The 19613-nt window shown below is 64.1% G+C and carries 17 protein-coding genes; 10 read left to right on the plus strand and 7 right to left on the minus strand.

The genetic code is table 11. The features are described from left to right. Positions 1-2: 2 nt before the first annotated feature. The gene (locus K1177_RS05955) at positions 3-434 is read right to left on the minus strand and encodes a VOC family protein (RefSeq protein ID WP_224702390.1); all 432 of its coding nucleotides are present in this window, start codon (positions 432-434) and stop codon (positions 3-5) included. Between the two features lie 186 nt (positions 435-620). Between K1177_RS05955 and eno the strand changes: the two genes are divergently transcribed. Beyond that, positions 621-1898, plus strand: coding sequence for a phosphopyruvate hydratase (gene eno, locus K1177_RS05960; RefSeq protein WP_224702391.1), 1278 nt, complete (start codon positions 621-623; stop codon positions 1896-1898). 70 nt (positions 1899-1968) lie between these two features. Here eno and K1177_RS05965 read toward each other — a convergent pair whose 3' ends face one another. Further along, positions 1969-2178 carry a hypothetical protein gene (locus tag K1177_RS05965; RefSeq protein WP_224702392.1) on the minus strand — a complete coding sequence of 70 codons (210 nt, stop codon included), beginning with the start codon at positions 2176-2178 and terminating at the stop codon, positions 1969-1971. A 78-nt stretch (positions 2179-2256) separates the two neighbouring features. Further along, on the minus strand, positions 2257-3732 hold the full coding sequence (locus tag K1177_RS05970; RefSeq protein ID WP_224702393.1) for an AMP nucleosidase: 1476 nt from the start codon (positions 3730-3732) through the stop codon (positions 2257-2259). A gap of 479 nt (positions 3733-4211) precedes the next feature. Here K1177_RS05970 and K1177_RS05975 point away from each other — a divergent pair, with 479 nt between their 5' ends. Beyond that, the gene (locus K1177_RS05975; protein WP_224702394.1) at positions 4212-5126 is read left to right on the plus strand and encodes a bifunctional methylenetetrahydrofolate dehydrogenase/methenyltetrahydrofolate cyclohydrolase; all 915 of its coding nucleotides are present in this window, start codon (positions 4212-4214) and stop codon (positions 5124-5126) included. Continuing rightward, entirely contained in the window at positions 5123-5674 is a 552-nt protein-coding gene (locus K1177_RS05980; RefSeq protein WP_224702395.1) for a DUF1643 domain-containing protein, read from the plus strand. Before K1177_RS05975 ends, K1177_RS05980 begins: the two co-directional genes overlap by 4 nt. Before the next feature lie 229 nt (positions 5675-5903). Here the strand turns inward: K1177_RS05980 and K1177_RS05985 are convergent, their stop codons facing one another. The 3 genes from K1177_RS05985 to metH form a co-directional block, all read right to left on the minus strand. Further along, a complete protein-coding gene (locus K1177_RS05985; RefSeq protein ID WP_224702396.1) occupies positions 5904-6863 on the minus strand; it encodes a patatin-like phospholipase family protein in 960 nt (319 codons plus the stop codon). A gap of 98 nt (positions 6864-6961) precedes the next feature. After that, the gene (locus tag K1177_RS05990) at positions 6962-7312 is read right to left on the minus strand and encodes a hypothetical protein (protein ID WP_224702397.1); all 351 of its coding nucleotides are present in this window, start codon (positions 7310-7312) and stop codon (positions 6962-6964) included. 27 nt (positions 7313-7339) lie between these two features. Further along, entirely contained in the window at positions 7340-11098 is a 3759-nt protein-coding gene (gene metH, locus K1177_RS05995; RefSeq protein ID WP_224702398.1) for a methionine synthase, read from the minus strand. A gap of 271 nt (positions 11099-11369) precedes the next feature. On the opposite strand from metH, the gene K1177_RS18505 reads away from it, so the two are divergent. From K1177_RS18505 to K1177_RS06030, 7 genes are read left to right on the plus strand one after another with little or no spacing between them, the layout of a single operon-like run. Continuing rightward, positions 11370-12410, plus strand: coding sequence for a septal ring lytic transglycosylase RlpA family protein (locus tag K1177_RS18505; protein ID WP_318153275.1), 1041 nt, complete (start codon positions 11370-11372; stop codon positions 12408-12410). A gap of 47 nt (positions 12411-12457) precedes the next feature. After that, positions 12458-13603 carry a D-alanyl-D-alanine carboxypeptidase family protein gene (locus K1177_RS06005; protein WP_224702399.1) on the plus strand — a complete coding sequence of 382 codons (1146 nt, stop codon included), beginning with the start codon at positions 12458-12460 and terminating at the stop codon, positions 13601-13603. 21 nt (positions 13604-13624) lie between these two features. Then, positions 13625-14311, plus strand: coding sequence for a dTMP kinase (tmk, locus tag K1177_RS06010; protein ID WP_224702400.1), 687 nt, complete (start codon positions 13625-13627; stop codon positions 14309-14311). Next, the gene (locus tag K1177_RS06015; protein ID WP_224702401.1) at positions 14308-15336 is read left to right on the plus strand and encodes an AAA family ATPase; all 1029 of its coding nucleotides are present in this window, start codon (positions 14308-14310) and stop codon (positions 15334-15336) included. Before tmk ends, K1177_RS06015 begins: the two co-directional genes overlap by 4 nt. Beyond that, positions 15333-16883, plus strand: coding sequence for a methionine--tRNA ligase (metG, locus tag K1177_RS06020; RefSeq protein ID WP_224702402.1), 1551 nt, complete (start codon positions 15333-15335; stop codon positions 16881-16883). Before K1177_RS06015 ends, metG begins: the two co-directional genes overlap by 4 nt. 2 nt (positions 16884-16885) lie before the next feature. Next, positions 16886-17665: a TatD family hydrolase gene (locus K1177_RS06025; RefSeq protein WP_224702403.1), complete on the plus strand. Its 780-nt coding sequence runs from the start codon at positions 16886-16888 to the stop codon at positions 17663-17665. 3 nt (positions 17666-17668) lie between these two features. Further along, positions 17669-18505 (plus strand): MBL fold metallo-hydrolase, encoded by an 837-nt coding sequence (locus K1177_RS06030; RefSeq protein WP_224702404.1) that lies wholly within the window; start codon positions 17669-17671, stop codon positions 18503-18505. 43 nt (positions 18506-18548) lie between these two features. On the opposite strand, the gene K1177_RS06035 is transcribed toward K1177_RS06030, so the two are convergent. Beyond that, entirely contained in the window at positions 18549-19550 is a 1002-nt protein-coding gene (locus tag K1177_RS06035) for a TIGR03842 family LLM class F420-dependent oxidoreductase (RefSeq protein ID WP_224702405.1), read from the minus strand. Positions 19551-19613 lie beyond the last annotated feature (63 nt).

Raw genomic sequence — 19613 nt, forward strand, 5'->3', positions numbered from 1 at the left:
GCTTACCAGTTCACCTGGCAGACGCCGCCATGCGGCTGAAACTGCCGACTTTCGGGCGTGTACTGGAAGATCTCGATCTTGGCGCCGTCGGGATCGGCGGTCCAGGCCTGCCAGGTGCCATCCACGCCCAGCTTCTTGTCGGTGATGGCAACGCCCTTGGCCCGCACTTGGGCGAGCAGGCCATCGAGGTCCTCGGTCTCAAAGCAGAGATGGTTGATCGGATTGCTGTCGGCGAACTGCACGGCGTCGCGGCGGAACACCTCGACAAAGGTGCGCCCGCCGGTGGCCAGGTAAAAGCCGATCCAGTCCTCGCCGCGGTTGAAGTCGAAGGCTTTCTCCAGCCCCAGCACATCGACATAGAAGGCTTCGGTCTTGGCCAGGTCCTGCGCAAAAACGCAGACATGGGCCACCTGCTTGATGAATCGTTCGCTCATGGGTCCTCCTCGGGATGGCGTTGGTATTAACGATAATCCAACAGGCGAACAACTCCTCCATGCCCCCATCGGGCCCCGATTGCGATGCCAGGCGCATTTTTTCTCGGGTGCCCTCTTTTCTCTGTCATGACCTGCGTCTAACAGAAGGCCAGCAATCGCGTGAACTCCCATCGGGAAGGGCTTTCCATGTCTTCAATCATCCACGTCACCGGCCGCCAGATCTATGACAGCCGCGGCAACCCCACGGTCGAAGTTGATGTGGTGCTCGACGATGGCAGCTTCGGCCGCGCCGCTGTCCCCTCGGGTGCCTCCACCGGCGCGCACGAAGCCGTCGAGCTGCGTGACGGCGGCCCGAAGTACAATGGCAAGGGCGTGACCCAGGCCGTCGAAAACGTCAATTCGGCGATCTTTGACGAGATCCAGGGCATGGACGCCCTCGACCAGCTCGCCGTTGACCAGGCCATGATCGATCTCGATGGCACCCCGAACAAGTCGCGCCTGGGCGCCAACGCCATCCTGGGCGTCTCCCTGGCCGTGGCCAAGGCCGCCGCCGAGTCGAGCGAGCTGCCCTTCTACCGCTATATCGGCGGCCCGAACGCCCATGTGCTGCCCGTGCCGATGATGAACATCATCAATGGCGGCGAGCATGCCGACAACCCGATCGACATGCAGGAATTCATGATCCTGCCCGCCGGCGCCGAGAACCTAGCCGACGCCGTCCGCATCGGCTCTGAAATCTTCCACACGCTCAAGAAGGGCCTCTCCGCCGAGGGCTACAACACCTCCGTGGGTGACGAGGGCGGCTTTGCGCCGAACCTGAAGTCCGCCGACGACGCGCTGGGCTTCATCATGCGCTCGATCGAAAAGGCCGGCTACAAGCCCGGCGAAGACGTGTTCCTGGGGCTCGACTGCGCTGCCACCGAATATTTCAAGGGCGGCAAGTATGAGATGGTCGGCGAGGGCAAGTCGCTGTCCTCCGAGGAAAACGTCAAGTTCCTGGCGGACCTGGCCGCCCGTTACCCCATCATCACCATCGAAGACGGCATGGCCGAGGACGATTGGGAAGGCTGGAAGGCCCTGACCGACGCCATCGGCGACAAGGTACAGCTGGTGGGCGACGACCTCTTCGTCACCAACACCAAGCGCCTCGTCTCGGGCATCAAGATGGGCGTGGCCAATTCCATCCTGGTCAAGGTCAACCAGATCGGCTCGCTCTCCGAGACGCTCAATGCCGTCGATACCGCGCACCGCGCCGGTTACACCTCGGTGATGTCGCATCGCTCGGGCGAAACCGAAGATTCCACCATTGCCGACCTGGCCGTGGCGCTCAACTGCGGTCAGATCAAGACCGGCTCGCTCAGCCGTTCCGATCGCCTGGCCAAGTACAACCAGCTCATCCGCATCGAAGAGCAGCTCGGCACCTCGGCCAAGTACGCCGGCTACTCGGTGGTCAAGGGCCGCTGATCGGTTCGACAGACGTTACGCAAAAGCCCGGTGGTGACACCGGGCTTTTTTGTTGTTTCAGCGAAGGGCCCTAAGCGAGCGATTGGGCAACTGCAAGCAGGACGATCGCCAGCACGCCAGCGAGCCAGGCCAATCCGGTCATTACCATGTACTTGCGGTATTCAGGCTCCCCAACGCGCGCATAAACGGCAAACATAGCATCCGATCGACTTAAGCCCTTGTCGTTCTTGGCATCTTGCAAACCCAGCATCAACAATCGCGCGAGGCCGTAGAAAAACATGCAAAACGCCGCGAGTGCGCAGGCTACCCCCAAAACAGTGAGGACTGATGTGACACTCGGCATTTGCATGAGGACGCCCTACTGAAACGCCGTCTCGGCAAAGCTCCTGAGCTTGCGCGAATGCAGCCGCTCGGCCGGCTGGTCGCGCAGGATTTCCATGGCGCGCAGGCCGATCAACAGGTGCCGATTGATCTGCGTGCGGTAGAAATCCGAGGCCATGCCGGGCAGCTTGAGTTCGCCATGCAGCGGCTTGTCGGAGACGCAGAGCAGCGTGCCGTATGGCACGCGGAAGCGGAACCCATTGGCGGCAATGGTCGCACTCTCCATATCCAGCGCCACCGCGCGTGATTGGCTGAGCCGCTGGGTGATTTCGGCCTGGTCGCGCAGTTCCCAATTGCGATTGTCAAACGTCGCCACCGTGCCGGTGCGCATGATCTTCTTGGTCTCGAGCCCTTCGGTCTGGGTGATCTCGTGCACGGCCTGCTCGAGCGCCACCTGGACCTCGGCCAGCGCCGGGATCGGCACCGACAGCGGCAGGTCGGCATCAAGCACATGGTCCTCGCGCACATAGGCGTGGGCCAGCACATAGTCGCCCAGCTCCTGGGAATTGCGCAGGCCCGCACAGTGGCCGAGCATGATCCAGGCATGCGGCCTGAGCACGGCGATATGATCGGTGATGGTCTTGGCGTTGGAGGGACCCACGCCGATATTGACCATGGTGATGCCACGGCCATTGGGCGCCGTCAGGTGATAGGCCGGCATCTGCGGCGCGCGGGCGGGGGACGTGCCCGCCACCTTGCCGCCGGCCAGCGCATTGTCGGTCACCACATTGCCCGGCTCGATGAAGCTCTCGTAATGCGGATGGCCATCGGCCAGGTACTGCTTGGCGACGCGGCAGAACTCGTCGATGTAAAAGGCGTAGTTGGTGAAGATCACGAAATTCTGGAAGTGGCTGGCGTCTGTGCCGGTGTAGTGGCTGAGCCGGAACAGCGAATAGTCGACGCGCGGCGCGGTGAACGCAGCCAGCGGATAGGGTCCGCCGCGCGGCGGCACAAAGGTGCCATTGGCGATCTCGTCGTCGGTATTGCCCAGGTCGGGCGCATCGAACACATCGCGCAGCGGGATATTGAGCGCATTGAGTGCCTCGCCATCGATCCGCTCATTGGCCGGCACGGCGAAGTGCAGCGGGATGGGCGTGTCGGATTCCCCGATGTCGATCGTGCCGCCGTGGTTCTTGAGGATGACGGCGAACTGCTCCTGGAAATAGCTGCAGAACAGGTCCGGCGCCGTCACCGTGGTGCGGTAGATGCCCGGGGTATGGAGGAACCCATAGGGCAGGGTGCTCTCGCTGCGGCTATAGCTGGTGGAGCGCACCTCGATCTGCGGATAGCAGGCGCGCACCCGGCCCGCCGGAACGATGCCCTTGGCCAGCGACGCCAGGTGGCCACGGATGAAGCCAGTGTTGCGATGGTAGATCTCGGCCAGATAACGCCAGGCCTCCGCAGGCTCGGTGAAGGACTTGGTCTCCAGGCGCGGGGGGCTGATGGTCGTCATCTCTGTTTCTCTTTCATCTCGCGGGTTCCGGATTGAACCCGCCGTCGGCGGAATCGCGCTGCACATTTGGCAGGCACTATCCAATCCAAATGACAGCTTCTCGACGCTGCTTCAACTGCGGCCCCGGAATCCCGCCGCCTTCACTTCGCGGTGATGTGCTCTTTTCTCGCCGCATTTGCACACCATCTTCCTCCTCAGTTCACTGGCACGGCAAGCGACCCATGCAACCGGTGAACCAGGAATGCTGTGTTGGCCGCTTGTCCCCCAAGCCCTCAACAGCGCGGCGAACCTGCATTCCCACCGGCCACCGAAGCAGAGATGCTTCGGTGGTCGTTTCATTTGGGCGCAGCGTCACAACAAAAGCCGCCGCTACGCCAGTAAGCCCATGGACGGGGCGACCAACATTTCCTATTGCATGCCACAACGCCGCCCGGGCCTGCCGCCCGGCGGGCCCATCGATCCACACTGGAGGCGCCCCCATGACAGCCACGAGCACAGCCACGATCATCGACGGCAAGAGCTTTGCCGAGGGCCTGCGCGGCCGCATCGCCGACCATGTCGCCCGGCTCAAGGCCGAGCACGGCATCACGGCGGGCCTGGCCGTCGTCATCGTCGGCCATGATCCGGGCAGCCAGGTCTATGTGGCGCAAAAGGCCAAGCAGACCGTGGAAGTGGGCATGCACTCGGAAAAATACGAGCTGCCCGAGGACACCAGCGAAGCCGAAGTTCTGGCGCTGGTGCACAAGCTCAACGCCGATCCGGCCATCCACGGCATTCTGGTGCAGATGCCGGTGCCCAAGCAGATCGACCCCAACAAGGTCATCGAGGCCATCGACCCGGCCAAGGACGTCGACTGCTTCACGCCCGCCAATGTGGGCAAGGTGCAGATCGGCCTGCCGGGCCCGGTCTCCTGCACGCCGCTGGGGTGCCTCATGCTGCTGCGCGATCACCTCGGCACGCTGGCCGGCAAGCACGCCGTCATCATCGGCCGCTCCAACCTCGTCGGCAAGCCGATGATGCAATTGCTGCTGCGCGACAATTGCACGGTCACCGTCGCGCATTCGCGCACCGTCGACCTGCCGTCCATCGTGCGCCAGGCCGATATTGTCGTCGCCGCCGTGGGCCGGCCCGAGATGATCAAGGGCGACTGGATCAAGCCGGGCGCCACCGTGATCGACGTCGGCATCAACCGCATCGATGCGCCCGAGCGTGGGCCCGGCAAGACCCGCCTTTTGGGTGACGTCGAGTTCGCCAGCGCCAAGGAAGTGGCCGGCGCCATCACCCCGGTGCCGGGTGGCGTTGGGCCGATGACCATCGCCTGCCTTCTGGCCAACACCGTCACCACGGCGTGCCTGATCAATGGTCTGGTGCCCCCGAGCGACCTCACCGCATGACCATCGATGCCCATGATCCGGGCGGCAAGGTGCGCCTGGCGCTGATGCCGGGCGTCAAGGGCGACGCCAGCTTCAGCGCCGATGGCCGCTATCGCCGGCTGATGCGCCGCTGGATCGGCGATGCGTTCCCCTCGCGTTACCTGTTGTTCATCGGCATGAACCCCAGCACGGCCGATGCCATGGTCAATGACCCGACCTGCGCGCGCGAGTGGACCTTCGCCCGGCGCGAAGGTTTCGAGGCCATGGTCAAGGCCAATGTCGGCGACTATCGCGCCACCGACCCCAAGATGCTGCTGGCGCCCGGCGTTGCGGCCGTCTCGCCAGAGAACCTGCCAGCCATCCGTGCGGCGGCTTCGGGCGCGGACCGGGTGATCCTCTGCCACGGCAAGCTCAACAAGGCGCTGGCCCCGGCCGGGCGGGAGCTGGTGGCGGCCCTGAAGGCTGACGGCATCGCCCTCTGGTGCTTTGGCACCAATGCCGATGGCTCACCCAAGCATCCACTCTATCTCCGCGGCGACACGCCGCTGGTGGAATTCTCCGGGGCATAGGACGGCGCCTGTCCTTGCCTGGGCATAGCCAGCACGCCGATATGGAAACGCGAACATACTATAACCGCGATCGCCGTCATCACCCGGCTTGTCCGGGTGATCCAATCGAGATCAGCCGGTTGAACGATGCTGGATTGCCCGGACAAGCCGGGCAATGACGGGAGACTTGTAGTGGCAGACTCCGCCCCTTCAGGGTGAGGGCGTTGGGGCTGCAGCGCTGCAGCCACGCCTAGCGGGGCGCACGCCCAGCCAGCTTAGCCTCGATGATGGGGATGACCCGCTCGGCGGCCGCGCGGCCTTCGGCGATGGCCTCCTGGGCGCGATGAAAATCCATGATGGCAATGTCGACCACGCGCGGCAGCACCATCACATGGGGCGGCTCGCCCGCCAGCCGCGAGCGGGTGATGTGGTCCTGCATGATGTCGATGGCATTGGCCAGCACGTCAAAATAGCCCGGCGTTGACTGGCCGGCTCCAAAGAAATTCATCGTCGACATGCGCGCCTGCACCGAGGCGGGAATGGCCCGCACCATATCGATGAAGCTGCTGGGCTTGGCTGCGGCCTCCGCGGCCAACTCGGCCTTTGCTGCAGCAGCGGCCTCGTCCGAAACCTCCTCGGCAACCAGTCGGCGGCCCAGCAGATCCTCGTTGAGATTGACCGCAATGATGAAGTCGGCGCCCATGGCGCGGGCCAGCGACACCGGCACGGGATTGACCAACCCACCGTCGCTGAGCCAGCGGCCGTCGAGCTTGACCGGGCTGAATACCCCCGGCATGCCAATGGAAGCCCGGATCGATTGGGTCAACGGTCCCGCGCGCATCCAGACTTCGCGGCCGGTGGAAATGTCGGTCGCCACGGCACCGAAGGGCAGCTTGAGGTCTTCGATGTATTCGGCAAGGCCCAGGCCGCCCAGCCAGTCGACGATGCGCACGCCATCAACCAGGCCGCCGGCGAGCAGCCCCACATCGACCATGGACGCCACCACGCGCCAGTCGGCGCCGACGGCCCAGTCGCGCAGCTTGTCGAGTTGGCCGCTGGCATAGACGGCTCCCACCAGGGCCCCCATTGAGGTGCCGCAGACGATGTCGGGGGTGATGCCGGCCTCGACCAGCGCGTCAATGACGCCGATATGGGCCCAGCCACGGGCAGCCCCGCTTCCCAGGGCCAGGGCGACAACGGGTTTGGGCATGGCTGACTCTCCGTGGGATCGGCAGCAGAATAGGCACGCGCAGGGGACCTGTCACGCGGCAAGAGCCCGTCGGGGCAATCCGGTCCTGCGACACAATATCAGGCGGCACCAGCCAGATAGAAGCGCCGGGCGACGCTGTGATCGCGCAGCGCCAGGGCTGGCAGCTTGCCAGTCAGTGCCTCCACGACGACCGACGGATCGGGCAGGGCGCTGGCGTCCACCACCACCCTGCTGAACGCCGGACGGCGGCCCAGCTTGACCTCTTCGAGCATGTCGAACAGCAGCGCGCGCACATCGGTGCGCGTCGCGCAGGCAACGCATGTGCTGCCGTCGGCATGGCCATGGCCGGAATTGGCGGCCAGGCGGAGCAGTGCCGTCTCGGCATCGAGCGCCAGCATGTGGCCGGGCTCGGTGACCAGGGTCACGGGAATGGGTTCTGCGTTGGACATCGAGATTACCCCAACAAAAGCCAGGCCTTACTCCGCTGCCGCGATTGCGGGGCCGGGGATATAGTTCAGCACCGGGCCGAGCCAGCGTTCGACTTCGGCCACGGGCATGTTCTTGCGCGCGGCATAGTCGAGCACCTGGTCGCGCTCCACCTTGGCCACGCCGAAGTAATAGGCCTCGGGATGGGCATAGTAGAAGCCCGACACCGAGGAGCCCGGCCACATGGCATAGCTTTCGGTCAGGGTGACGCCCACGGTGTTCTGCGCGTCCAGCAGGCGGAACAGCGTGGTCTTTTCGGTGTGGTCGGGCTGGGCCGGATAGCCCGGCGCCGGGCGGATGCCGCGATAGGTTTCCCCGATCAGCTCTTCGGGGCTCAGGGCCTCGTCCGGGGCATAGGCCCAGAACTCGCGGCGCACGCGGGCGTGCACATATTCGGCCATTGCCTCGGCATAGCGGTCGGCCAGGGCCTTGACCAGAATGGCGGAGTAGTCGTCATTCTGCTTCTCGAAGCGCTCGGCAATGGCCACTTCCTCGAGGCCCGCCGTCACCACGAAGGCACCCAGATAGTCCGGCTTGCCGGAGTCCACCGGCGCGACGAAATCGCTCAGCGCCATATTGGGCTTGCCGTCGCGCTTGCTCAGCTGCTGGCGCAGGGTGAACAGACGTGCCAGCTCCTCGTCGCGGCCCTCGTTGGTATAGAGGCTGATGTCATCGCCCACGGCATTGGCCGGCCAGAAGCCGACCACGGCGCGCGGCTTGAACCATTTTTCCGCAATGATCTGGTCGAGCATGCGCTTGGCATCGGCAAACAGCTGGCGCGCAGCCTCGCCCTGCCGCTCGTCCTCGAGAATGGCGGGGTAACGGCCCTTGAGTTCCCAGGTCTGGAAGAAGGGCGTCCAGTCAAAATAGGTGGCCAGTTCCGCCAGGTCGAAATCCTCCAGCACCCGGGTGCCCAGGAACGCCGGCTTGGGCGCTGCGTAGGTCGACCAGTCGGGCTTGAAGGCATTGGCGCGCGCCTTTGTCAGCGGCAGGCGCTGCTTTTCCTCTTCAGCACGCTGGTGTGCAGCGGCAGCCTTGGCATATTCCGCGCGGATATCGGCGATAAAGCTGACCTTGGTGTCGGCCGAAAGCAGATTGCCCACCACGCCAACGGCGCGGCTGGCGTCATGCACATGCACGGCCTGGCCCTTGTCGTAGCGCGGATGGATCTTGACCGCCGTATGGACGCGGCTGGTGGTCGCCCCGCCAATCAGCAGGGGGATGTCAAAGCCCTCGCGCTCCATCTCGGCAGCAACATGCACCATTTCGTCCAGCGAGGGCGTGATGAGACCGGACAGGCCGATGATATCCACCTTCTCGTCGCGCGCCACCTGCAGGATCTTGGCCGTGGGCACCATGACGCCCAGGTCGATGATCTCGTAATTGTTGCAGCTCAGCACGACGCCGACGATGTTCTTGCCGATGTCGTGCACGTCGCCCTTGACCGTGGCCATCAGCACCTTGCCCGCGCTCTTGCGGCCGGTGGCATTGCCGTCGGCGTTCTTTTCGGCCTCCATATAGGGCAGCAGCAGCGCCACGGCCTGCTTCATCACGCGGGCGGACTTGACCACCTGGGGCAGGAACATCTTGCCCGAGCCGAACAGGTCACCGACGATGCCCATGCCGGCCATCAGCGGACCCTCGATGACGTGCAGCGGGCGCTCGGCCTTTTGCCGGGCCTCGTCGGTATCGGCGTCGATATATTCGGTGATGCCATTGACCAGGGCGTGGGCAATGCGCTCCTCGACGGACTTCTCGCGCCAGCTCAGATCCTTGGCCGCCGCTTCCTTGCCGGCATTGCCGCGATAGCGCTCGGCAATGTCGAGCAGGCGCTCGGTGGCGTCGGCGCGCCGGTTGAGGATCACGTCCTCGCAGGCGTCGCGCAGCTCGGGATCGATCGATTCATAGACCGCCAACTGACCGGCGTTGACGATGCCCATGTCCATGCCGTTCTGGATGGCATAGTACAAAAAGACTGCGTGCATGGCTTCGCGCACCGGCTCATTGCCGCGGAACGAGAAGCTCAGATTGGAGATACCGCCCGACACATGCACATGGGGCAGGGTGTCGGTGATGGTCTTGGTGGCCTCGATGAAGGCCACGCCATAGCCATTGTGTTCCTCGATGCCGGTGGCAACGGCGAACACATTGGGGTCGAACACGATATCCTCGGGCGGGAAGCCCACGACCTCGGTGAGCAGCTTGTAGGCGCGCGTACAGATGGCGACCTTGCGCTCTTCGGTGTCGGCCTGGCCCTGCTCGTCAAAGGCCATCACCACCACAGCAGCGCCATAGGCGCGCACCAGCCGGGCATATCTAAGGAAGGCTTCTTCGCCCTCCTTCATGGAGATCGAATTGACCAGGGCCTTGCCCTGCACGCATTTCAGGCCCGCCTCGATCACCTCCCATTTGGAGCTGTCGATCATCAGCGGCACCTTGGCGATATCGGGCTCGGCCGCCAACAGGTTGAGATAGTCGATCATCACCTGCTGGGAGTCGATCAGCCCCTCATCCATGTTGATGTCGATGATCTGGGCGCCATTGGCCACCTGGTCGCGCGCCACGTCGAGCGCCGCGGTATAGTCGCCGGCTGTGATCAGCTTGCGGAAACGCGCCGAGCCGGTGACATTGGTGCGCTCGCCGACGTTGACGAAGGGGATTTCCGCCGTCAGCACGAAGGGTTCCAGACCCGACAGGCGCAGGCGGCGCTCGATCTCGGGCACGACGCGCGGCGGGTACTTGCTGACCGCCTCGGCAATGGCGCGGATATGGTCCGGCGTCGAGCCGCAGCAGCCGCCCACGATATTGACCAGGCCTTCGCGCGCAAATTCCTCGAACTGGGCCGCCATCATCTCGGGCGTCTCGTCATAGCCGCCGAACTCGTTGGGCAGGCCGGCATTGGGATAGGCGCAGACAAAGGTGTCGGCGCCGCTCGACAGCTCGGCGATATGGGCGCGCATAAGGTCTGCGCCCAGGGCGCAGTTGAGCCCGATGGTCAGCGGATTGGCATGGCGCACCGAATACCAGAACGCCAGCGGCGTCTGCCCGGACAGCGTGCGGCCGGAGAGATCGGTAATGGTGCCCGAAATCATGATCGGCACATCGATGCCGCGTTCCTCGAACAGCCGCTGGGCGGCAAAGATGCCGGCCTTGGTGTTGAGTGTATCGGTGATGGTCTCGAACAGCAGCAGGTCGGCACCGGCATCGACCAGGCCCCGGATGGCCTCGCCATAAGCCACAACCAGCTGGTCGAAGGTGATGGCGCGATGGCCGGGGCTGTTGACATCCGTCGACATGGACGACGTCTTATTGGTCGGCCCCAGCGCCCCGGCGACAAAGCGCCGGCGCCCGTCGGCGGCCTCGGCGCGCAGCGCCGCGCGCCGCGCCACGACCACCCCCTGGTAGTTGATGTCATAGACCGCGTCTTCGCAGGCATAGTCGGCCTGGGCCACCGAGGTCGCCGAGAAGGTGTTGGTCTCAACGATATCGGCGCCGGCCATGTAATATTCGAAGTGGATGTCTTCGACGGCCTGCGGCTCGGTCAGTACCAGCAGGTCATTGTTGCCCTGCAGCGGCAGTGTCCAGTCCTTGAAGCGCTCGCCGCGGAAGTTCTCTTCGGTGAACTTGCGCCGCTGCAGCATGGTGCCCATGGCGCCGTCCAGAATCAGGATGCGTTCGCTGGCCGCTTTCGCAAGCGCCGCACGCACCTCGTTCCAGTCGGGGAGGACATGCTGATCGGACTGGCTCATGGAGGTTCACCTCGGTTCATTCGGACGTCGGATGTGACATAAAGATATCTTTATATCAACCCTGCTTCAAGGGAAGCCTGCCACACCAGGGCGATCAATGCTTCGTGCACCGTGCCATTCAAATGTCACGCAAACGGCTAACGCTTTGTTGTCTTTAACCTCGCTGAAACCAGAAAACTGTTCTCTGCGCGTCCAAGCCCCTTAGGCGCGCTATGATGGCGCCCGCGCATCTTGATCCGGCCCAAGTTCGAGTACCCTGAGTTTGATTACTGTGACGACACCCTGGCGCCATGCCGTCCGCATCATTGCCCTTGTAGCGCTGATTGCCCCCAGCCTTGCCGCCTGCGGCATCGGCGGATTGGGCGCCACCGTCAAGCGCTCGGCTTTCTCGTCATCAGAATATGGCGTCGGCGTTTCCCCGCGCGTTACCAGCAATCCCAATCCGCCCAAGGGTGGCGGCCGCTACCAGGTCGGCAAGCCCTACACCGTGCGCGGCAAGGTCTATGTCCCCAAGGAAGACCCCACCTATGTCGCCTCGGGTGAGGCCTCCTGGTATGGTTCGGACTTCCATGGCCGCCGCACCGCCAACGGTGAGATTTTCTCGGCCAATGCCATCACCGGCGCTCATCCCACGCTGCCGCTGCCAAGCTATGTGCGCGTGACCAATCAGGAAAACGGTCGCTCCGTAATCGTGCGCGTCAACGATCGCGGCCCCTATATGCCGGGCCGCATCATGGACCTCAGCCATCGCGCGGCAGAAATGCTGGGCTATGTGAACTCCGGCCACGCCCAGATCACTGCGCAGTATGTCGGCCGCGCCCCGCTCGAAGGCGACGACACCCGCATGCTGGTGGCCAGCTATTCCGGCCCGGCCAATTATGGTGCCGGCACCACCCGCGTGGCACAGGTGGACAATACCAATAGCCTGGCTGACATGGCCGGCAATTTCTTCGGCAGTCTGTTCTCCTATGCCGACACGACGCCTGAGGCGCAGGATGCCAATATCGGCACCGCCCACGCCGCTGTCACCGCCATGGCCACGCGCAATCCGGCCCTTCAGGATTGGGCCAAGTCCATGGATGCTGACTCCCGCGACATCAAGATGGGGCTGGGCGTCTTCGCTGACCAGAACAATGCCATCGCCTTGGCCGAGGAGTTCGCCATCCTGGGCGCTGTCGACGAAGAGCCGGTGACCGTCAACGGGCGTGCCGCAACGCGGCTGACCCTGACCCATCTCAAGGCCGGCGTCGCCAAGACCGACGCCCTCGACCTCGCCAGAAAACTTGGCCTCACCGACATAACGCTCTATTAGTCTCAGACACCGGCAGCCCGCCGGTTCACCGGGGGGAAGGCGGAAACGTGAAACGGCTTGGTTACATCCTGGTTGCGCTTCTGGCGCTGGTCTTTCCCGCCTGGGCACAGGTGAGTTTCGAGACCGCTGCCAAATATGCCATCCTGATGGATGCCGAGACCGGCACGGTGATCTTCCAGAAGGATGCCGACCTGCCCATGGAACCGGCCAGCATGGCCAAGCTGATGACCATTGCCGTGGTCTTCAACGAGGTGCGGGCAGGGCGGGTGAAACTGACCGACGAGTTCTTTGTTTCCGAACATGCCTGGCGCACCGGCGGCGCCAGTTCGGGCGGCTCGACAATGTTCGCCGACCTCAATTCCAAAATTCCGGTCAACGACCTGATCCGCTCGGTCATCATCCAGTCGGGCAATGACGCCGCCATCGTTCTCGCCGAAGGCATTGCCGGCAGCGAGGGCAGCTTTGCCAATATGATGAACGAGCTGGCCGACACCATCGGCCTGACATCATCGCATTTCACCAACCCAACCGGCCTGCCGGACCCGGACATGCGCGTCACGGCCCGTGACCTGGCCAATCTGGCGCGCTATCTGATCCACGATTTCCCCGAATACTACCACTACTTCTCCGAGCCGGAGATGGAGTGGAACGGCATCAAGCAACCCAACCGCAACTCGCTGGTCGAAATGGGCATTGGCGTGGATGGGCTCAAGACCGGCCATACGGAAGCTTCGGGTTACGGATCGGTGATCTCGACCGCCGAGGGCGGGCGGCGGCTGATCGGCGTCGTACATGGCCTAACCTCCATGTCGCAGCGGGCCGAAGAGGGCCGCAAGCTCATCACCTGGGGCGCCCGGGCCTTCGAGCGCTTTGACGCCTATCCCGAAGGCGCCGTGGTGGCCTATGCCAAGGTCTATGGTGGGCTGACCGACAGTGTCGCCCTGATCGGCAATGGGCCTATCTCGCTCTACATTCCGCGCGGCAGCCGCAAGTGCCTCAATGGCGAAGTGACCTATATGTCCCCGCTCATGCCGCCGGTCGTGGCCGGCACCAAGATCGCCGAGCTGCGCGTGCTGTGCGACGACCAGCTGGTGCAGACCGCGCCGCTCTATGCCGCCAGTGACGTCGGCGAAGGCGACATCGTGCGCAAGGCGACCGATGCGCTCAAGCAACTGGCTTTCGGCTGGCTCTGAGACTCGGGTACAAGGCTGACCATGCTCGATACGCTTTCCGCCAGACAGGCCCGCTTCATCACCTTTGAGGGTGGCGAAGGCGTCGGCAAATCCACCCAGGTCAAACGCCTGCAGCAGAACCTGCAACGCCATGCCGTCGAGGTGGTGCGCACGCGCGAACCCGGCGGTACGCCCAAGGCCGAAGCCATCCGCTCCTTCATCCTGCAGGGGCGATCGGAAAGCTGGGGGGCAGGGGGCGAAGCTGTGCTGTTCGCCGCGGCCCGGCTCGACCATGTCACCCAGTTGATTGCGCCGAACCTGGCCAATGGCACCTGGGTGCTGTCGGACCGCTTTCATGACTCGACCCGGGCCTATCAGGGCCTGACCGGCGGCGTAGCGCCCAGGCTGATCGCTGCGCTCGAGGAGCTGGCGCTCAACGGCCATACCCCGGACCTGACGCTGGTGCTCGACATGGATCCTGAAAAGGCCTTCAAGCGCGTGGCCGAGCGCGCCATCGAGGACGGGCTGGCCCAGACTGGCGACCGCTTTGAAAAGGAAGAGCTGGACTGGCACATGCGGCTTCGCGAAGGCTTCCTGGCCATCGCCCGCGACAACCCCGACCGCTGCGTGGTGCTCTCGGCCGATCAGTCGCCGGAGGCGCTGGAAGCCGCCATCTGGGACGTGGTCAGCCAGCGCTTTCCCGAACTGCTGGGCGGACAGCCGACGTGAGTGATCCCAACGCCCTGGCCGGCGTGCTGCCGCCCGAACAGCGGCAGCAGGCACGTGGTCATGATGCGGCACGCACCGCCATCTTTGCGCAGATCAGTGGTCGCCGCCTGCCGGGCGCCATCCTGCTGCACGGGCCGCAGGGCATCGGCAAGGCCACCTTTGCCTTCGAGCTGGCCGCCGCCATTCTGACAGCGACGGGTGACGAGGATGCCCATCGCGTGCATCAACAGGTCGCCGCGCTCTCCCACCCCAATGTCTTCCTGCTGCGCCGGCAGCCCAAGGACGCCAAGGGCTACTACACCGTCATCCGCGTCGAGGACGTACGCGACCTGCGCGACAGCCTGCACCATACCCGTGGTCGGGCCGGCCACCGCGTCGCTATCATCGACAGCATTGATGACTGCAATCCCTCCGCCGCCAATGCGCTGCTCAAGACGCTCGAAGAGCCGCCGGCCGATACCACCTTCCTGCTGGTGTCACATCGCCCGGGCCAACTGCTGCCCACCATCAAGTCACGCTGCCACAATCTGGCGCTGCGCCCGATTGCCGATGGCGATGTGCGCGACATTCTGCTTGAGCATGATGCGGCGCTGGGCGCCGAGGCGCTGACCCGCGCCATTGGCCTTGCCGGTGGTCGCCCACGCCGGGCCTTTGAGACATTGGCGCTGGATGCCGACTCCACCCTGGGGGCGCTGCAGGCCTGGCTGGCCAATCCGGCTGCGCATGCGCCGGCGGTGTCGCTGCAACTGGCCGAGGCGCTGGGCGCCGACAGCCAGAGCCCCGAGCTGTCTTTCGCCCGCGAAATGCTGGACGACTGGATTGCCGATGAGGCGCGCAACGCCGCCATGCAGCCCGGCGCCAGGATGCGTCTTGCCTCTGCCAATGAGCTATGGGACAAGGCTCACGCCCTGCTCGCCGACGCCGACAGCATCAATCTGGATATGAAACAGACGCTGGTCGCCATCCTCGATGCGATCAGAAAGCATGTATCGTCGACCGCCCCTGTTTCCGCTGAGTTCTCATGACCGCCAAGCCCTTCTACGTCACCACGGCAATCTCCTATCCCAATGGCGCGCCTCACATCGGGCATGCCTATGAGATGATTGCGACCGACGCGATTGCGCGCTGGAAGCGGCTGGAAGGTCGCGAGGTCTATTTCCTCACCGGCACGGACGAGCACGGCATCAAAATGGTGCAGACCGCGGCCGCCCAGGGGGTCACCCCGCGCGAGTTGGCTGATCGCAATGCTGCCGAGTTCCGCCGCCTGGCTGAAGCGCTCGACATCTCCAATGATGATTTCATCCGTACCACCGAGCCGCGTCACCATGACTCGGCCCAAGCCATCTGGAAGAAGATGGCTGCCAACAACAATGGCGACATTTTCCAGTCCACCTACAAGGGCTGGTATTCGGTGCGCGACGAGGCCTATTTCGACGAGGAAGAGCTGACCGAAAAGGACGGCAAGAAATTTGCCCCCACCGGCGCCGAGGTTAATTGGGTGGAAGAGCCCACCTATTTCTTCCGCCTGTCAGCCTATCAGCAGAAACTGCTCGACCTCTACGAGTCCAATCCTGACTTCATCGCGCCCAAGGAGCGGCGCAATGAGATCATTTCCTTCGTCAAGAGTGGGCTCAAGGACCTGTCGGTCTCCCGTACCACCTTCGACTGGGGCATTCCCGTGCCGGACGCACCGGGTCATGTGATGTATGTCTGGGTCGATGCCCTGACCAATTACATCACCGGCGTGGGCTATCCCGACACCGACAATCCGCTGTTCAAGAAGTTCTGGCCGGCAGACCTGCATGTCATCGGCAAGGACATCATCCGCTTCCATACCGTCTATTGGCCCGCCTTCCTGATGAGCGCCGGCATTGAAGTGCAGCATCGCGTGTTTGCCCATGGCTTTCTGACCGTGGACGGCCAGAAGATGAGCAAGTCCCTTGGCAATGTCATCGACCCCTTTGCCCTGATCGAAGAGTTCGGCACTGACGCGGCGCGCTACTTCTTCCTGCGCGAAGTCTCCTTCGGCAATGATGGCGACTACAGCCATGACAAGCTGGTGCTGCGCGTCAATGCTGACCTGGCCAATAACCTGGGCAACCTGGCACAGCGCTCGCTGTCGATGATCAACAAGAACTGCGACGCCAAGGTGCCCCAGCCCGGCGCGCTGACCGAAGCCGACCAGGCCATGATCGCCGAGGTCGACGAAGCCCTGGCCGCCGCACAGAAGGCCATGGACGAACAGCTGGTGCATGAGGCGAGCGGCGCCATCGTTGCCGCGCTGAGCTCGGCCAATAACTACTTTGCCGGCCAGGAACCCTGGGCGCTCAAGAAGACCGATCCCGATCGCATGGCTACCGTCCTCTATGTGACGGCCGACACCGTGCGGCGCCTGACCATCCCGATGCAGGCCTTTGTTCCGGCTTCCGCCGCGCGCCTGCTGGACCAGCTGGCTGTTCCGGCCGATCAGCGCGGGCTGGGCGACGCTACAGAGGCCAATCGCCTGGTGCCGGGCACCGATCTGCCCGTGCCTCAGGGCGTCTTTGCCCGCCTCGAACGCAAGGCCGAATAGACATGCTGATCGACAGCCACTGCCACCTCGATTTCGAGGCCATGGCCAACGATCTCGACGGTGTGCTGGCCCGCGCAGCGGCCGCCGGCGTCTCCGGCGTGGTGACGATATCCACACATGTGGACAAGTTTTCCACATATGCCGCCATTGCCGATCGCTATCCCAATGTCTGGTGTTCGGTGGGGACTCATCCGCATCACGCCGATGCCGAATTGCATATCACTACGGATGATCTTGTCCGCCTAAGTGCCCACCCGCGCTGCGTTGCCATCGGCGAGGCGGGGCTCGACTACTTCTACGACAACGCCCCACGCGAGGCGCAGGCGACGGGTCTGCGCCGTCATATTGCTGCCGCGCGCATCACCGGTCTTCCACTGGTTATCCACAGCCGCAAGTGCGACGACGACATGGCCGCCATCCTGCGCGAGGAAACCGGGCAGGGGGCTTTCTCCTTCCTGCTGCATTGCTTCACGGCCGGCGTCGACCTGGCCCGCACCGCGCTGGAACTGGGCGGCTATATCTCCTTCTCCGGCATCATCACCTTCAAGAATGCCGAGGAGATCCGCGAGGTCGCCAAATTCGTGCCGGCCGACCGCTATCTGGTCGAGACCGATGCGCCCTATCTGGCGCCGATCCCGCATCGCGGCGCCTCCAACGAGCCGGCCTTCGTGCGCCACACCGCCGAAAAGCTCGCCGAAGTGCGCGGCATCAGCCTGGAGCAGCTCGGCGCCGAGACCACTGCCAATTTCGCCCGCCTCTTTTCCAAGACCGGGCTGGCCTGAGCCATGGCCGTGGCGCAGCGCATCATCGCCACCATTCTGGGCTGCGGCTCCTCGGGCGGCGTGCCGCGCATCGGCAATGACTGGGGCGCCTGTGATCCGCTCGAACCCCGCAACCGCCGCCGCCGCTGCGCGCTGCTGATCGAGGGCTGGACCGACGGCGTGGCAGAGCCCACGCGCGTGCTGATCGACACCGGCTGCGACCTGCGCGAACAGCTGCTGCACGCCGGCGTCGATCGCGTCGATGCCGTGCTCTATACCCATGAGCACGCTGACCACACCCATGGCATTGACGATCTGCGCGTGCTGGCGCTGCACAACCGGCGCCGCGTCGACGTCTATTTCACCCCGGCCTGTGGCGCGCGCCTGCGCGAGGCTTTTGGCTATTGCTTTGAATCACCGCCCGGCAGCGACTATCCGCCCATCCTGACCGCGCATGAGATCGCGCCCGGCGCGAAGCTCGAGATCGACGGCCCCGGCGGCACGCTTGAAGTCTCGGCCTTCCGCCAGGAACACGGCAATATAGACTCGCTGGGCTTCCGCATCGGCGGGCTGGCCTATTGCTGCGACCTCTCGGCCTTTCCGCCGGAGTCATTCGCCGACATCGACGGGCTCGACGTCTGGATCATCGATGCGCTGCGCCAGACGCCACATCCGAGCCATCTGAGCCTGGCCGAAACGTTGGACTGGATCAGCCGCTTCCCACCACGCCAGGCCGTGCTCACCGACATGCACATTGACCTCGACTATGCCACGCTCGACGCAGAAACGCCGGCGCATGTGACGCCGGCGTTTGATGGCATGCAGATCGATGTGGTGACCGGAACGATCCTCAACCGCTGAGCACTCGCTGCTCCTTGCGGAAGCGAGTGCTCAAAGCCCAGCCTTACCGGAACGCCGGGATGACGTGGCGGCCGTAGCCGGCGATGATTTCTTCTTCGTCGCCGCTGTCGAGATAGATGTTGAACTGGGTGACGCCCGCCGCCTTGAGGGCATGCATCTTGGCGATGTGCTCATCCGGCTCGCCCAGCACGCAGAAATTCTCCACCACATCTGGCGTGATGAAGTCGAGGAACGGGTTATCCGCCTGGCCGTGCTTGGAGTAATCGTAACCGCGGCGTTTCTCGATATAGCTGGTCAGGCTCGCCGGCACCTTGTCGCTGTCAGCGCCGTATTTCTCAACAATATCAGCCACATGATTGCCCACCATGGCGGGGAACCACTTGGTCGCCTCGATGGCGCGGGCCTTGTCGCCGAAATAGGCGGGCGCGGCGGCCATGGATCGATAGTTGCTCATGTCGCGGCCAGCAGCCTTGCCGGCGTCAATGCACTGGTCGGTGAACCACTTGCACAGGCCCGGATCGGCCAGCTGCAGCACCACGCCGTCGGCATGTTCGCCAGCGGTCTTGAGCGCCAGCGGGCCATAGGCGGCGATCCAGCTGGGCATGTCATGGCCAACGGCCCAGGGGAACTTCACCGGCTCGTCGATCTCGCCATAGGTGACTTCCTCGCCGCGCACCATGGCGCGGGTCTTGTGGATGAATTCGGCCACCCGGGCCAGGGTCGCCGGCTTCTTGCCCATCACCCGGCGCGAGCTGTCGCCACGGCCGACGGCAAGGTCAAAGCGGCCGCCACTCTGCTTGGCGAGCGAGCCGAACAGCGAGGCCGCCACCGACCAGTCACGCACGTCCGGATTGGTCACCAGCGGGCCAAAGCGCATGTCCTTGGTGTGCTCCATGCACATGGCAATGGCCGCGTAGCAGTCGCGCCACAGGATGTGGGAGTCATAGAACCAGCAATAGCTGAAGCCCGCATATTCCGCCGCGCGCACCAGATAGCGGGCGCGTTCCGCTTCGATAAAGCCCTTGAAGGTGATGCCGAATTCCATGATGCGTTCCGTCTCCCCGTGCCGCAGCAAATTTGACCAGTCGATCAAATTTTTGGTCGTGCC

This window comes from Devosia aquimaris (assembly GCF_020169335.1).
GTDB lineage: Bacteria > Pseudomonadota > Alphaproteobacteria > Rhizobiales > Devosiaceae > Devosia > Devosia aquimaris.